The organism is Novosphingobium aquiterrae (assembly GCF_042434435.1).
Lineage (GTDB): Bacteria > Pseudomonadota > Alphaproteobacteria > Sphingomonadales > Sphingomonadaceae > Novosphingobium > Novosphingobium aquiterrae.
Window position 1 is genome coordinate 435,852 of sequence record NZ_JBHLTL010000011.1, and the last position, 14,942, is coordinate 450,793.

A 14,942-nucleotide genomic window follows, 5' to 3' on the forward strand; every position below is an offset into this window, starting at 1 on the left:
CAAGTCCGCCCACCTTTAGAGGCGAATCAAACAACTACCTTTAATTCAAGATCACTTAGGGGGTTCCCGAATGAACAAGAACGATCTGATCAGCGCCGTTGCAGACTCGAGCGGCCTCACCAAGGGCGATGCCACCAAGGCCGTCGAAGGTGTTTTCGAAGCCATCTCGGGCGCGCTGAAGAAGGGCGACGAAGTTCGCCTCGTCGGCTTCGGCACTTTCTCGGTTGCCAAGCGCAAGGCCTCGACCGGCCGTAACCCGCGCACCGGCGAACCGATGAAGATCAAGGCTTCGTCGCAGCCGAAGTTCAAGGCCGGCAAGGGCCTCAAGGACGCTGTCAACTAAGACGGCACTGCCAAGGCATCCTCGCCTCGCAGACCTTGGTTATAACGCGCCGCGCTTGCCCCCGGGCAGGCGCGGCGTTCGTTTCTGGTGGTCGCGTTTTCGGCCGTACTGGACGCGTTAACTTTGCCGCACTATATCGACGCGCAATGAACCGTCTTCTCCTTGCATTCCTGGCCTTGCTTGCCGGACTGGTCGCACCCGTCGCGCCGGCCCAGGCGCGGCTCGGCGCGGGCAGCAATGCCGAAGTGGGGGCGGTCGAGTCGGTAGAGCATGTCGCGCGGATCTGCGCGATCGCGGCCACCGTTGCCGATATCCCGGCATGTCGCCCCGATCGGCGCGACAAGGCGACCGGACGGGTGCGCTCCGCGCGCCCGCGGGTCTACATCCCCTCGGTATATTTCGGGCCTGACCGCGCCTTCGAATAGGGCGACTTCGGCACGACTACCTTTGGCTCGCGCGGCTTCATGTTGCCGGCGCGGGCGCGCTCCCATTCAAATTCGTCAGGAAACAGCCATGCTCGGCACGATCGCCAAGTCCATTTTCGGGTCGTCGAACGACCGCTATGTCAAATCGCTGGACAAGATTGTCCGCCAGATTGCCGCTTACGAACCCACCATGCAGACGCTTTCGGACGCAGAGCTGGCGGCCCAGACCGACAAGTTTCGCGCCCAGCTGGCAGACGGCAAGACGCTCGACGATATCCTGCCCGAAGCTTTCGCCACCGTGCGCGAGGCATCGCAGCGCGTACTTGGCATGCGCCATTTCGACGTCCAGATGATCGGCGGGATCGTGCTTCACCGCGGCGAAATTGCCGAAATGCGCACCGGCGAAGGCAAGACCCTGGTCGCGACCCTGGCGGTCTATCTCAACGCGCTGGAAGGCAAGGGCGTCCACGTCGTCACGGTCAACGATTACCTCGCCCGCCGCGACGCTGAATGGATGGGCCAGATCTACAAGTTCCTGGGCCTGACTGTCGGCGTGATCGTCCCCAACCTCAACGAGTTCGAGCGGCGCGAGGCCTACGAATCCGACATCACCTATGCCACCAATAACGAGCTTGGTTTCGACTACCTGCGCGACAACATGAAGCATGAGCGGTCGCAGATGGTCCACCGTCCGTTCAATTACGCGATCGTCGACGAAGTCGATTCGATCCTGATCGACGAGGCGCGTACGCCGTTGATCATTTCGGGTCCGACCGACGACAAGACCGACCTCTATGTCTCGGTCGACGCGATCGTGAAGCAGCTCCCGGAAGAGCTTTACGAAAAGGACGAAAAGACCAAGAGCATCACTCTGACCGAGGAAGGGGTCGAATGGGCCGAGCGCCAGCTTGAGGCTGCGGGCCTGCTCGAAGGGTCGAACCTCTATGACGTCGAGAACACGCAGGTGGTCCATCACCTCGACCAGGCGCTGAAGGCCGTGGTCATGTTCAAGCGCGACATCGACTACATCGTCAAGGACGACAAGATCGTGATCATCGACGAATTCACCGGGCGCATGATGGACGGGCGGCGCTGGTCGAACGGGCTTCACCAGGCGGTCGAGGCTAAGGAAGGCGTACAGATCGAGCCGGAAAACCAGACGATGGCCTCGATCACGTTCCAGAACTATTTCCGCATGTATCCCAAGCTGGGCGGCATGACCGGCACTGCGGCCACCGAAGCCGCCGAATTCTTCGACATCTACAAGATGAACGTCGTGACCATCCCGACCAACGTTCCGGTTCAGCGCGTCGACGAAGATGACGAGTTCTACAAGAACACCACCGACAAGTTCCAGGCGATCGCCAAGCTGATCGAGGAAAAGGCCGCCGGCGGGCAGCCGGTGCTGGTCGGCACGGTCTCGATCGAGAAATCCGAAATGCTCTCGGAATATCTCAAGGCGCTGGGGGTCAAGCACAACGTCCTCAACGCCCGCTTCCACGAGATGGAAGCCCACATCGTTGCCCAGGCCGGGCGGCTTGGCGCAGTTACCATTGCCACCAACATGGCCGGGCGCGGCACCGACATCAAATTGGGCGGCAATAGCGAGTTCCGGATCGAGGACGAACTTGCCGACGTGCCCGAGGGCCCCCACCGCGATGCCGCGATCGAAAAGATCAAGGCCGAGGTCGACGCCGAGCGGGAGCGGGTGCTGGCTGCCGGCGGACTCTGCGTGATCGGGACCGAGCGCCACGAAAGCCGCCGCATCGACAACCAGCTGCGCGGCCGCTCGGGCCGCCAGGGCGATCCGGGGCTGTCGAAATTCTACCTCTGCCTCGAAGACGACCTGCTGCGCATTTTCGGGCCCGACACACTGTTTTCGAAGATGATGAACTCGAACCTGGCCGACGGCGAGGCAATCGGTTCGCGCTGGCTGTCCAAGGCGATCGAGACCGCGCAGAAGAAGGTAGAAGCGCGCAACTACGACATCCGCAAGCAGGTGGTCGAATACGACGACGTGATGAACGACCAGCGCAAGGTCATCTATGAGCAGCGCGCCGATATCATGGATGCCGACACCGTCGACGACGTGGTGATCGACATGCGCCACGACACGATCAACGCCCTGGTTGGCGATGCCTGCCCGCCGGGATCCTATCCCGAACAGTGGGACCTGGCGACGCTGAAAGAGCGCTCGCTCGACGTGCTGGGTGTCGAAGCCCCGGTCGAAGACTGGCTTAGCGAAGACGGGATCGAGCCCGAAGACATCGAAACCCGCATCCGCGAGGCGGCCGACGCCAAGATGGCCGCCAAGATGGGTGAGGACAGCTCGGTCTGGCGCCAGGTCGAAAAGCAGATCCTGCTCGAACGGCTGGATCATTACTGGAAGGAACACCTCGCCACGCTCGACGCGCTGCGCCAGGTGGTGTTCCTGCGCGCCTATGCCCAGAAGACCCCGATCAACGAATACAAGCAGGAGGCCTTCGGTCTGTTCGAACGCATGCTCGAAGCGATCCGCGAGGATGTCACCCGCATTCTGATGAACAGCGAACTGCGCATGCCCGATCCGGTTTCGTTGCCGGATCTGCCAGACTTCCTGACCAGCCATATCGACCCGTTCACCGGCGACAACGATGCTGCGGCCACACCAGGAGCGGCGACGATGATGTCTGCGCTGGGCGCTGCCGAAGCTTCGGCTGCCAGCGCTGTTCTGCCGCGCCCGGGTGAAGGCGATCCCTATGCCGGGCTGGGTCTGTCGCGCAACGCGCCGTGCCCGTGCGGTTCGGGCGAGAAGTACAAGCACTGCCACGGCGCCGCGGCCTGACCTGAGAGGGGTGGAGGGGGCGCGATGATCTGGCTTCCGCTCGGCTTCTTCCTGACGGCGTTGCTTTACGCCGCCGTCGGGTTTGGCGGCGGGTCGACCTACAGCGCGCTGCTGACCCTGGTCGGATTCGATTACCGGCTGCTGCCGATCGTCAGCCTGGCCTGCAATGTGGTGGTAGTCAGCGGCAGCACGATCCGCTTTGCCCGGGCGCAGGTCATCCCCTGGCGGCGGGCACTGACTCTGGCGCTGATCGCCGCGCCTCTGGCCTTCCTGGGCGGCCTGACACCGATCAAGCAGGCGACCTTCCTGTTCGTGCTTGGTCTTAGCCTGGTCTTCGCCGGATTGGCGCTGCTGCTGCCGCGCGCGCCCGAGAGCGAAAGCGAGCCGACCGCCGCTGCAAAGTACATGGTCTGGGCGGCTGCACCGCTGGGCTATCTTGCCGGGCTGGTCGGGATCGGCGGCGGGATATTCCTGGCCCCGCTGCTCCACCTGACTCGCTGGGCCAAGGCGCGCGAGATTGCCGCGACCACCAGTCTGTTCATCCTGATCAATTCGCTGACCGGCCTGATCGGGCAATTGGCCAAGAATGGTCCGGAGCGGTTCGGCGAGGCGATGGTCGGTGCCTTGCCGCTTCTAGTCGCGGTGGTCCTGGGCGGGCAGATGGGCAGCGTTCTGGCACTACGCTTCCTGCCCGAGCGAGTCATCCGCTGGCTGACCGCCGCGCTGACCGTCTGGGCGGGCAGCCGGCTGCTGCTGGGTTAGCGCGCGCCGTTCGAACAGCAGGGTCACTGCGGCGGCAGCGCCAAGCGCCGCGACGAGGCCGGCCAAGGAACCAAGTCCGAACTGGCGGCTCAGCATGAGCACGGGATAGTGCACCGCATAGAGCGGGAATGAGAGCGCGCCGAGCCATGGCCGGGCCCGCGTGCCAGTCAGCCCCGAAATCAGGCTGGTGGGGACCGCGACGAACAGGAACGCCCAGGCCAGCACCGGCGACAGGTCGGCTGCGGCAACCCCGCCCACCAGGACCAGAGGCGCAGCCAGGTACGGCAGGCGCGGCAGACGCCGGCGCAACCGGTAAAGCGCGATGCCCAGGCAATAGGACATCAGCGTGCGAAACAGGGCGAACGGGGGATCGTCGGGGGCCGCTGCAAAGGCAAGCAGAAGCACCGCGCAGGCTAAGGCCAGGGCCAGCACGGTCCGGACCCCGAGCCTTTGCAGCACGGCGGCGTGGAGCACGTTGGCGACCAGCTCGAACAGGATCGACCACTGCGGCGGATTTCCGGGAAACAGCCCATCGTCGCCGCGCGGCCAAGGGATGTAGAGCAGTGACAGCAGCGCGAGAAAGGACGCCATCGGCAGCCCAGCCGGGGCCAGCAGGGCAACGAACCCGAAAAGCGATCCGCAAGCCATGACGGGCGCAAAGCGGCGCATGCGCATCGCGCCGAAGGCCAGTGCCGAAGGAAAGCGCCCTTCGTAGGTTCGCGCCATGACGAACCCGCTGAGGGCAAAGAAGAAGTCTACCGCCAGATAGCCATGGGCGAACAGCCGCTGACCACCAACGATCAGTTCGGCGTGATAGGCCGCGACCATTATTGCTGCAATTCCGCGCAGGGTGTCCAGGCCGTGCAATCGCATCGCGGTCATGGCCTAGTGTCCGGACAAGCCGCTATCAGCGCAAGCGCGTTAACCGATCAGGAAAAGGTGGCTCCCCGAGTAGGATTCGAACCTACGACCAAGTGATTAACAGTCACCTACTCTACCGCTGAGCTATCGGGGAATGCTCGGCCGCCTTGTGGGCAGGGGTGGGCCTATACCAGCGCTTGGCGGTTTGGCAAGCGTGCGGCGCGGGAAAATTCGTCAGAAATGGAACTGCTCGGCAAAGATGCGTTCTTCCAGCGTGCGGCCGGGATCGAACAGCAGTTGCAGGCGTCGTTCCTGCGCGACCCGGATCCGCACTGCCAGGATATCGCGCAGTTCTTTCTGGTCGGCCACCGCTGCGACCGGGCGCTTATCCGGCTCGAGCACGCGGAACTGGACATCGTAATGGTCGGGAATGATCGCCCCGCGCCAGCGCCTTGGGCGAAACGGGCTGATCGGGGTCAGCGCCAGCATGTTCGATCCCATCGGCAGGATCGGGCCGTTGGCGGAGAGATTGTAGGCGGTCGATCCCGCCGGTGTCGCAACCAGGATGCCGTCGCAGAACAGTTCGGGCAGGCGGACCTTGCCGTTGACCGAGACTTCCAGCTTGGCGGTCTGGCGGGTTTCGCGCAGCAGCGACACTTCGTTGATTGCGCTGACCGTCTCCTCGCTGCCGCTGCCGGTGGTGGCAGTCATCTCCAGCGGCGTAACCAGCAGCGGTTTGGCCCGGGCGATCCGTTCCTGCAGCGTCCGGCTCGACTTCGGTTTGTTCATCATGAAGCCGACCGTGCCGTAGTTCAGGCCATAAACAGGGATGTCGCGACCGTTGTCGAGCAACTGGTGCAGGCAATGCAGCATGTGCCCGTCGCCGCCCAGAGCGACCAGCACTTCAGCCTCTTCCAAGGGCACGAAATCGCCGGTTTCACGCAAGGCCTGCGCCGCCTCGTGCGCGCGTTCGGTATCCGACGGCATCAGGGCAAGGCGCGGGGCGGCTGGCATTGACGGGTGCATATGGCGCAGCGCCCTGCTTGGCAACGCAACAATTTGGTAGCGGGTTGGGGCCTATGGCTGGCCGATGAATGCTGCCGCCGAAGTCGATACGGAATTGACCCGCGACGCCGTGACCGGATTGCCCGGCCGCGACGCTGCGCGTGTTCGACTGGCGCGGTGGCTGGGCAAGGGCCGCCAGGTCCATGCCATGCTAATCGGTCTGCGCCGCTTCGATGCGGTCAATCTGGCCTATGGCAGTTCAGCTGGTGATGCCGCATTGGCCGAAGTGGCACAGCGGCTGAAGCAGTTTGCGGCCAGTGCCTTGGACGGCAACTGGCTGGTCGCGCGAAGTGGTGGCGGGCAGTTCCTGGTGCTGAGCACCGAACCTTGCAGCCGCGAGGGCTGGCAGCTGGCAGCGGCGCAGTTGCTCGATGTAGTGGCGCGGCCGATTGCCGGGCAAGGATCAACCCTCCGCCTGTCGCCGCGCGCCGCCCTGATCCGCGGCCTGGCCGAAGAAGATGCCGATTCGCTGCTCGACCGGTTGGGTCAGGCCCTGTCGCGCCTGATGACCCATCCTGGACGCCGCTTGCTGTGGGCCGACGGCGAGGCGACCCGCGCTGGGCGGAGCGCCGTCCAGCTTGAAGCCGATCTGCTGCGCGCGCTCGACGGGGACGAGATCGAGGTGGTCTATCAGCCGCAGTTTGCCTGTGCCGACGACCGGCTTGTTGGCGGCGAGGCACTGGCGCGCTGGAACCATCCCAAGCTGGGGCGGATCGGCGCGGCGGCGCTGTTCGGCATTGCCGAGCGGGCCGATCATGTCGCCCAGCTTTCAACGCATATCGCACGGCTGGCGCTCACTGGGGCGCGGCGCTGGCCAATGGACCTGCGCCTGTCGCTCAACGTCACGCCGAGCGATCTTGCCTCAGGGAATTTCGCGACAGACTTCATAGCGCTCGCCGATGCCTGCCAATTCCCCCTGTGGCGTTTGACGCTAGAGGTGACCGAGCAGGTTCTGCTTGCAGATGTCGCCCAAGCGGCGCGGATGCTTGACGTGCTGACCGCAAAGGGCGCGCGGATCGCGCTCGATGATTTCGGCGCAGGATTTTGCAACTTCCGCTATCTCAAACTGCTGCCGCTGCACACGCTGAAGCTGGATCGAAGCATGATCGACGGGATCGCCGGCGACCCGCGCGATCTGGCCGTGCTGCGCGCAATCGTCGCGATGGCGCGGGCACTCGAACTGAAAGTCGTGGCCGAGGGGATCGAAAGCGAGGCGCAGCGCGCCCTGGCGGCAGCGGAAGGCTGCAGTTCTTATCAGGGCTTCCTGCGCGCCAAGCCGATGGCCGCAGACCAGTTCATCGCCTTTGCTACGGCCGGTTGATCCGGCGATAGACCACGACATCGCCGAACTGCGCATCGCGCCGGTAATTGTCCGCCAGCCAGGCATCGACCGGTTGCCCGGTGGCGCGCAGCCATTCGATCCCCTTGCCCTTTGCGTCGGTCACCACAAAATCGGGCTTCAAGACCAGCAAGCGCCCGACTTCGTCCCGGCCGATATAGCCGTGTGCTGCCAGCGGACTGGCGATCGGCGGGCGGGCAATGTTCTCGGGCTGGACACCGACCTTGGACAGCTGCGGGGCGTCGAGATACCAGTCGATCAGCTGATTGCGCCATGGCCAGACCGATGGATGCCGCACGCCGGAAGCGGCAATATGGCGGGCTGCAGCGGCGACTTCGAAGCGGTCCGCGCTCGCCTCGGGATTGCGGGCGACGGCGAGCGATTGCGGTAGCCGTTCGCCCAGCGCCGCGCCAAGCGGAAGCAGGGTCAGGGCCAATGCCGCGATCAGGCCAAGCCGGAGCTGCGCGACAAAGCCGATGCCGATGGCGCAGAACACGGCCAGCACGGGCAGAACCTGCAGCCAATAGTGCGGATAGACCGCGCCGCTCAGCGCCAGGCTGACCAGCAGGGCGGCAAGGGCCAGCAGCAGCACTGTCAGCCGCCAGCTTTCCTGGCGCTGCGCGGGGAAGGTCAGACGCGCCGCGGCCAACGCCAGGCCCAGCAGCGCCATCAGCACGAATGGCACGACGATCAGTGGTTCCATGGTCGTGATGACGTAGAACTGGGTCACGTTTTCGCGCACCGCGGCCAGAACGCCAACTTGCTGCGAATAGGCCAGCGGAACGTCGATCATCGCCAGCTTGAGCAGGTCGAGGTGCCCGGCCAGGGCATAGACCGCGATCAGCAAGGCCACCGGGACAAGGCCGCCAAGACCGAATGCCAGCCAGGCGCGCGGATCGGCAGTCGACCGCTTGCGCATGGCGGCGAACAGCAGCAGTGCCCCGAACACCAGCGGCAGCGGGTAGAGATTGGTGCGCGACAGCACCGCCAAGGATAGCAGCAAGCCGCCCAGTGCCGCGCGTTGCATGGTGACGGGAGAATGGGCCAGAACAGCGAGTGCGGCCATGCCAAAGAGCAGGGCGGGGAGCTCGCTGTAGGTCGGCTGCCCAAGATCGAGGCTGGCAAAGGCAACATAAAGCAGCGCACCGGCCAGGGCCGACCAGGCCGACGTCAGACGGCGGGCGAACAGGAACACCAGCACGGCCGTGCCGAGCAGCATTGCATCGCCCAGCAGGCGCACCGCCACGATGCTCTTGCCGAACACGGCGAGCACCGCGCCGATCGCCAGGAAGATCATCGGCGGCTTGAGATCGAACTGTTCGACGAAGGGCAGATGCCCCTTGGCGACATCGGCCCCCATCAGGATGAAGGTTGATTCGTCGGGATCGATCACCTCACGCCCGACGCTGAGAAACTGGGTCGCCAGCACCGCCAGCGCCAGGATTAGGGCTGCAGTCAGCGCGTTGGGACTGGCCTTTGCGTTCATCGTGCCACTGTGCCGAAGCCGCAGCGCTTGGCAATCGCCTTAACTATCAACGCGCTCTTCGCGCTATTGCACTGAGCCCCTTGGTCAGCTGGAACAGCCCGTTGAGACGGGCCTGCGGATCGCCCCAGGCGCGGACCACGGCAATCTTGCTGTCGGGGCGCAGCTTGATCGTGCCTTCCAGCCGCTGGGCGTAGGCGAACAGCCCCTCGGGATCGGGGAAGGTGTCGTTGTGGAAGGCGACCAGCGTGCCCTTGGGGCCGACATCGATCTTGGCTATATTGGCCTCGACCGCTTGGCGCTTGATCTGGATCAGCTTGACCAGGTTGGCCGTGGCGGGGGGAAGGGGGCCGAAGCGGTCGATCATTTCGGCCGACAGCGCCTCGATCTCGGCCTGGTCCTCGGCATCGTTGAGGCGGCGATAGAGCGCCATACGGACGGCCAGATCGGGGACATAGTCTTCCGGGATCATGATCGGCGCATCGACGGTGATCTGCGGGCTGAGCGAGTGGCGCTCCCTGGCCAGCCCCAGCTCTCCAGCCTTGGCCGCCAGGATCGCGTCCTCCAGCATCGACTGGTAGAGTTCGAAGCCCACCTCACGAATATGGCCCGACTGTTCGTCGCCCAGCAGATTGCCCGCACCGCGAATGTCGAGATCGTGGCTGGCGAGCTGGAAACCCGCACCGAGGCTGTCGAGATCGCCCAGCACTTTCAAGCGCTTTTCGGCGACTTCGGACAGCTGGGTATCGGCCGGCGTGGTCAGGTAGGCATAGGCGCGCAGCTTCGAGCGCCCGACCCGCCCGCGCAGTTGGTACAGTTGGGCCAGGCCGAAACGGTCGGCGCGGTGGATGATGATGGTGTTGGCGCTGGGGATATCCAGGCCGCTCTCGACGATGGTGGTCGACAGCAGCACCTCGTACTTCTTTTCGTAGAACGCGCTCATCCGTTCTTCGACTTCGCTGGGCGCCATCTGGCCGTGCGCGGTGACGAAGCGGATTTCCGGAACCGTCTCGTGCATCCATTTCTCGACGTCGGGCATGTCGGCGATGCGCGGCACGACGATGAAGCTCTGTCCACCGCGGTGATGTTCGCGCAGCAAGGCCTCGCGCATCACCATGTCGTCCCATTCCATCAAGTAGGTGCGCACCGCCAGCCGGTCCACGGGCGGGGTCTGGATCACCGACAATTCGCGCAGCCCCGACATCGCCATCTGCAGCGTGCGCGGGATCGGGGTCGCGGTCAGCGTCAGCATGTGGACATTGGTGCGCAGCGCCTTGAGTGTTTCCTTGTGGGTGACGCCGAAGCGCTGCTCTTCGTCGACCACGACCAGGCCGAGCCGCTTGAACTGCAGCGATTTCGCCAGCAGTGCGTGGGTGCCGATCACCACGTCGACCGTGCCGTCGGCCAGCCCGGCCTTGGTCGCCCGGGCCTCCTTGTCGCCGACCAGCCGCGACAGGCGTCCGACGTTAAGCGGGAACCCGGCGAAGCGCTCGGTAAAGCCGGTGTAGTGCTGGCGCGCCAGCAGCGTGGTCGGGGCAATCACCGCGACCTGCTGTCCGGCCATCGCCGCGACGAAGGCGGCGCGCAGCGCGACTTCGGTCTTGCCGAAGCCGACATCGCCGCAGACCAGCCGGTCCATCGGCTTGCCTTCGCCCAGATCGGCCAGGACATCGTCGATCGCGGCGTCCTGATCGTCGGTTTCCTGCCACGGGAACTTCTCGACGAATTGGTCGTAGCTGGCCTGTTCGGGGAGCAGCGCCGGGGCGGTGCGCAAGGTGCGCTGCGCCGCGGTGCGCAGCAGCTCGTGCGCGATCTCGCGGATCCGTTCCTTGAGGCGGCTTTTGCGCTTCTGCCAGGCCTCGCCGCCGAGCCGATCGAGAGCGACGAATTCCGCGTCGGAGCCGAAGCGGCTGAGCACGTCGATATTCTCGACCGGAACGTAGAGCTTGTCGCCGCCGTGGTAGGTCAGCATCACGCAGTCGTGCGGGCTATCGCCGACCGGGATCGACTGGAGCCCGCCATAGCGGCCGATGCCGTGATCCATGTGAACCACCAGATCGCCCGGGGTCAGCGCGGCCAGTTCGGCCATGAAGGCGTCGGCGCCCTTGCGCTTCTTCTTGCGCCGGACCAGCCGGTCACCCAGAATGTCCTGCTCGGTAACAAGCTCGATCTGATCATTGGCGAAACCGGTTTCGAGCGGCAGGACCATCGCCACCGGCGCGCCCTTCGTGGCGAGACCCAGTGCCTCCTGCCAGCTGTCGGCCAGGACCGGCTCGGGCCGCGCGGCTTCGCCCAGGATCGCAGCGATGCGCGCGCGGCTGCCGGCGGAATAGGCGGCGATAAGAGTCTTGCGCCCGCGCTTGGCCTGACCGGTCAGATAGGTCGCCGCCGCTTCATAGACATTGTCGCCGCGGGCACGTTCGGGGGCGAAATCGCGGCTACCGGAAAAGCCGCAGTCGATTACGCCAGCGCCTTCGGGCTGGGCGAAGATGTCGGTGCGGTGGATCGGACGCCCGGCCTGCGCGGCATCGAGCTCGGCCTTGTCGAGATAGAGCGCTTCCGGGCCGAGCGGGCGATAGCTGCCTGCCGCCTTCCCGGCGGTGTCGGTCCGCGCGGCGAAATAGTCGGCCACGTCGCCCAGCCGCTCGTCGGCGGCAGACAGCGCGCCATTGTCGATCAGCACCAGGTCGGCCGGATCGAGGTGGTCGAACAGCGTGACCAGCTTGTCCTCGAACAGCGGCAGCCAGTGCTCCATCCCCGCCAGGCGGCGTCCGTCGCTCACCGCCTGGTACAGCGGGTCGCCGGTCGCGGCCGCGCCAAACTGTTCGCGGTAGCGGGTGCGGAAGCGCTTGACCGAGTCCTCGTCGAGCAAGGCCTCGCTTGCCGGGAGCAGAAGGTGCTGGTCGATCGGCCCGGTCGAGCGCTGGGTGTTGGGATCGAACAGCCGCAGCGTTTCGAGCTCGTCCCCGAAGAAATCGAGCCGCAGCCCGCTTTCGAGGCCCGAGGGGTAGATGTCGAAGATCGACCCGCGCACCGCGTATTCGCCGGCGTCGACCACGGTGTCGGTACGGCTGTAGCCCTGACGCTGGAGCAGGGCGATCAGGCTTTCGCGGCCGATCACCATGCCGGGCTTGAGCAGCCGGACATTCTCGCGCACCCGGAACGGGCTGAGCACGCGCTGCAGCACCGCGTTGATCGTGGTGACGAGCAATTGCGGGCCACTGGCGGTACCTTGCATTCGGTGCAGCGCGGCCAGCCGCCGTGCGCTGATCGCCAGTGCCGGGCTGGCGCGGTCATACGGCAGGCAGTCCCACGCCGGGAAGGTCAGCACCTCAAGCTCGGGGGCGAAGAACCCGGCGCTGTCAGCGATGGCCTGCATCGCGGCTTCGTCGGGCGCGATGAACACGGCGCGGCCCTTCGCGGCGCGAGCAAGGTCGGCCAGCACCAGCGGCTGCGCCCCGCGGGGCAGGGCGGCAAGGGTCAGCGGGGTCTTGGCGGTGAGCAATCGGGACAGGTCGGGCATGGCACTCGCGCAACAGCAATTGCCCCGCGGGCCATTTTTGCGGCCAACGGGGTCGGGAATCGAGAAGCTGCCTTAGCGCGCGGTCAGCGCCTTGTCAGCGCGGGATTTCAACGAAATCAAGTTTGCGGAACGCGTCCATCTGCGCCCCGGCATATTCCGGCGGCACCGCCAGGCTGCCCAGCGCCCAGCCGATGATGTCGACGTCTTCCTCGTCAAGCAGGCGTTCGAACCAGGCGACCTCAGTTTCGCCCCATTCGGCGGCATAACGATCGCAGAAGCAGCCGATCATGTAATCCGCCTCGCGCGTGCCGCGGTGCCAGGCGCGAAACTTCAACCGCTTGATTCGGGATGCATCGATCATATGGGGCGATTAGGGGGCACTTAGGGCCGCCGCAAGGGAGTGCAGGGGTTGAGTACGAATGAACAGGATTACGCCGCACTGGACCTGGCCGCCAGGCTGGCGACCGAATACCGCCGCGACATGGCGGCGGCGGATTCCGTGCCAGTCACCGGCTATGGTGAAATTCACGCCCGCTTCGACGGGCCAGTGCCGGAACAAGGCACCGACGCACTCAGCCTGATCGCCGAACTCGACACAGGTGCGCGCGACGGGCTGCGCGGGATCGTCGCGCCGCGCTTCTATGCCTGGGTCAACGGCAGCTCGCACCTGGCAGGCGTAGCGGCGGACTGGCTGACCTCGGCCTGGGGGCAGAACGGCGCCGGTATCCCGATGTCGCCAGCGGCGGCGGCGGTCGAGGCGGTCGCGGCGCGCTGGCTGCTCGAGCTGCTCGACCTTCCGCCGGAAAGCTCGGTCGGGCTGGTCAGCGGAGCAACAATCGCTAACTTTGTCGGCCTCGCCGCCGCGCGCGGCGAATTGCTTTTGCGCCAGGGCTGGAATGTCGAGGAGGACGGGCTCTATGGCGCACCCAATCTGCGGGTACTGATCGGCGCCGATGCGCACAACACGGTGTTTTCGGGCCTGCGCTACCTCGGTCTTGGCGAAAAGCGCGTGACCACGATTGCCACCGACAGCCTGGGGCGGATGCTGCCGGGCGATCTGGAGTGCGCACTGAAAGCAAGCAGCGATCCGGCGATCGTGATCGGCCAGGCGGGCCAGATCAACACCGGGGTCAGCGATCCCTTTGCCGCGATCGTGCCCCTGGTCCACGCCCACGGCGGTTGGATCCACGTCGATGGCGCCTTCGGGCTGTGGGCGCGGGCGAGCGAGAAGCACCGCCACCGGCTCGACGGTATCGAGCAGGCCGATTCGATGGCGACCGACGGGCACAAATGGCTGCAGACGCCCTACGACTGCGGCTTCACCATCGTCCGCCACGAAGCCGCGCACCGCCGCGCGATGGACATGCAGGCCAGCTATCTGACCCGCGACAACGCCCAGTTCCGCCATCCCGGCGCCTATGTCCCCGAACTGTCGCGTCGCGCCCGCGGCTTTGCCGCCTGGGCGATGATGCGGCGGCTGGGCCGCTCCGGCGTGGCCACGATGGTCGACGAGGACATCCGCATCGCCCAGCTGATGGCCGCGGGCATGGCGGCGATCCCCGGGGTCACGGTCATCAACCAGCCCGAGCTCAACCAGTTCATCGTCCGCTTCGGCGCCGATCGCGGCGACGAGGCGGGCGACCGGCTGACTCAGGCCACCGTCGATCGCATCCAGCAGGAAGCCGTCGCCTTCATGGGCACCGCGCTGTGGCGTGGACGGCTGATCATGCGGGTCTCGGTCTGCTCGATCGCCACAACTGAGCGCGATGCCCAGATCACTGTGGACGCCGTGCGCTCGGCCTGGGAGGCTGTGCAGGCCGCGGGTTAGTGCACGTCTTGCAGCGCTGACAGGATGGCCGCCGCAGGCTTGCCGACCATGTCCTTGTCATATTGCTTGAGCACGGCTTGCTCGGTGGTCTTGCGCAGATGCTTGCGCAGTTCGCCCAGCGTCCGCGGCGCGGCAAACAGGACGATATGCTCGACCCGGTGCGCCAGTACCGCATCGTTGAGCCATTCGGCTGCCGCTGCGGCATGAGCATCCTCGTTGACCAGGCCGCCAGCGTGATTTCCGGCGCTTGAGTGATGGCTGACGCCCGAATGGTTGCGGCTGTCGAGCTTGGGCGAATCGAGCGCGGCGAGGGCCGGCTCTGCCTCGGTGCCGGTATTGCGGTACAGTTCCAGAGTCTGTCCATCGACCAGCGCGATTACGGTTCCGTGGGGTAGCAGCATCGGTTTCTCCTGTGCGTTCGTTCAATTTGCAGGGATGAAACACCCCAGCAAGACGATCGACTATGCGCTGGGTCAATTTGCGATGAAA

Annotated in this window: 12 protein-coding genes and 1 tRNA gene; 6 read left to right on the top strand and 7 right to left on the bottom strand. The window is 65.4% G+C overall.

The features are described 5' to 3' along the window. Positions 1–70 precede the first annotated feature (70 nt). The 4 genes from ACFFF7_RS15590 to ACFFF7_RS15605 all read left to right on the top strand — a co-directional run bounded on the left by ACFFF7_RS15590 (position 71) and on the right by ACFFF7_RS15605 (position 4,354). Positions 71–343: an HU family DNA-binding protein gene (locus ACFFF7_RS15590; RefSeq protein ID WP_379482257.1), complete on the top strand. Its 273-nt coding sequence runs from the start codon at positions 71–73 to the stop codon at positions 341–343. A 146-nt stretch (positions 344–489) separates the two neighbouring features. Next, positions 490–768: a hypothetical protein gene (locus ACFFF7_RS15595; RefSeq protein WP_379482258.1), complete on the top strand. Its 279-nt coding sequence runs from the start codon at positions 490–492 to the stop codon at positions 766–768. An 88-nt stretch (positions 769–856) separates the two neighbouring features. Continuing rightward, a complete protein-coding gene (secA, locus tag ACFFF7_RS15600) occupies positions 857–3,592 on the top strand; it encodes a preprotein translocase subunit SecA (protein ID WP_379482259.1) in 2,736 nt (911 codons plus the stop codon). Positions 3,593–3,616: 24 nt separating this feature from the next. Beyond that, on the top strand, positions 3,617–4,354 hold the full coding sequence (locus ACFFF7_RS15605; RefSeq protein WP_379482260.1) for a sulfite exporter TauE/SafE family protein: 738 nt from the start codon (positions 3,617–3,619) through the stop codon (positions 4,352–4,354). On the opposite strand, the gene ACFFF7_RS15610 is transcribed toward ACFFF7_RS15605, so the two are convergent. The 3 genes from ACFFF7_RS15610 to ACFFF7_RS15620 form a co-directional block, all read right to left on the bottom strand. Continuing rightward, entirely contained in the window at positions 4,271–5,236 is a 966-nt protein-coding gene (locus ACFFF7_RS15610) for an acyltransferase family protein (RefSeq protein WP_379482261.1), read from the bottom strand. The two genes, ACFFF7_RS15605 and ACFFF7_RS15610, sit on opposite strands and share 84 nt — an antisense overlap. Positions 5,237–5,294: 58 nt before the next feature. Beyond that, positions 5,295–5,369 (bottom strand) — tRNA-Asn (locus tag ACFFF7_RS15615). 80 nt (positions 5,370–5,449) lie between these two features. Further along, positions 5,450–6,229 carry an NAD kinase gene (locus tag ACFFF7_RS15620; protein WP_379482262.1) on the bottom strand — a complete coding sequence of 260 codons (780 nt, stop codon included), beginning with the start codon at positions 6,227–6,229 and terminating at the stop codon, positions 5,450–5,452. Positions 6,230–6,305: 76 nt separating this feature from the next. Here ACFFF7_RS15620 and ACFFF7_RS15625 point away from each other — a divergent pair, with 76 nt between their 5' ends. Continuing rightward, the gene (locus tag ACFFF7_RS15625; RefSeq protein WP_379482263.1) at positions 6,306–7,601 is read left to right on the top strand and encodes an EAL domain-containing protein; all 1,296 of its coding nucleotides are present in this window, start codon (positions 6,306–6,308) and stop codon (positions 7,599–7,601) included. Here ACFFF7_RS15625 and ACFFF7_RS15630 read toward each other — a convergent pair. The 3 genes from ACFFF7_RS15630 to ACFFF7_RS15640 all read right to left on the bottom strand — a co-directional run bounded on the left by ACFFF7_RS15630 (position 7,588) and on the right by ACFFF7_RS15640 (position 12,986). Beyond that, a complete protein-coding gene (locus ACFFF7_RS15630; RefSeq protein ID WP_379482264.1) occupies positions 7,588–9,105 on the bottom strand; it encodes an ArnT family glycosyltransferase in 1,518 nt (505 codons plus the stop codon). The two genes, ACFFF7_RS15625 and ACFFF7_RS15630, sit on opposite strands and share 14 nt — an antisense overlap. Before the next feature lie 46 nt (positions 9,106–9,151). Then, on the bottom strand, positions 9,152–12,625 hold the full coding sequence (mfd, locus tag ACFFF7_RS15635) for a transcription-repair coupling factor (RefSeq protein ID WP_379482265.1): 3,474 nt from the start codon (positions 12,623–12,625) through the stop codon (positions 9,152–9,154). 94 nt (positions 12,626–12,719) lie between these two features. Then, on the bottom strand, positions 12,720–12,986 hold the full coding sequence (locus ACFFF7_RS15640) for an FAD assembly factor SdhE (RefSeq protein WP_379482266.1): 267 nt from the start codon (positions 12,984–12,986) through the stop codon (positions 12,720–12,722). Between the two features lie 48 nt (positions 12,987–13,034). Between ACFFF7_RS15640 and ACFFF7_RS15645 the strand changes: the two genes are divergently transcribed. Next, positions 13,035–14,453, top strand: coding sequence for a pyridoxal phosphate-dependent decarboxylase family protein (locus ACFFF7_RS15645; RefSeq protein ID WP_379482267.1), 1,419 nt, complete (start codon positions 13,035–13,037; stop codon positions 14,451–14,453). Here the strand turns inward: ACFFF7_RS15645 and ACFFF7_RS15650 are convergent. After that, entirely contained in the window at positions 14,450–14,854 is a 405-nt protein-coding gene (locus tag ACFFF7_RS15650) for a baeRF12 domain-containing protein (protein WP_379482268.1), read from the bottom strand. The genes ACFFF7_RS15645 and ACFFF7_RS15650 overlap by 4 nt on opposite strands. Positions 14,855–14,942: the final 88 nt, after the last annotated feature.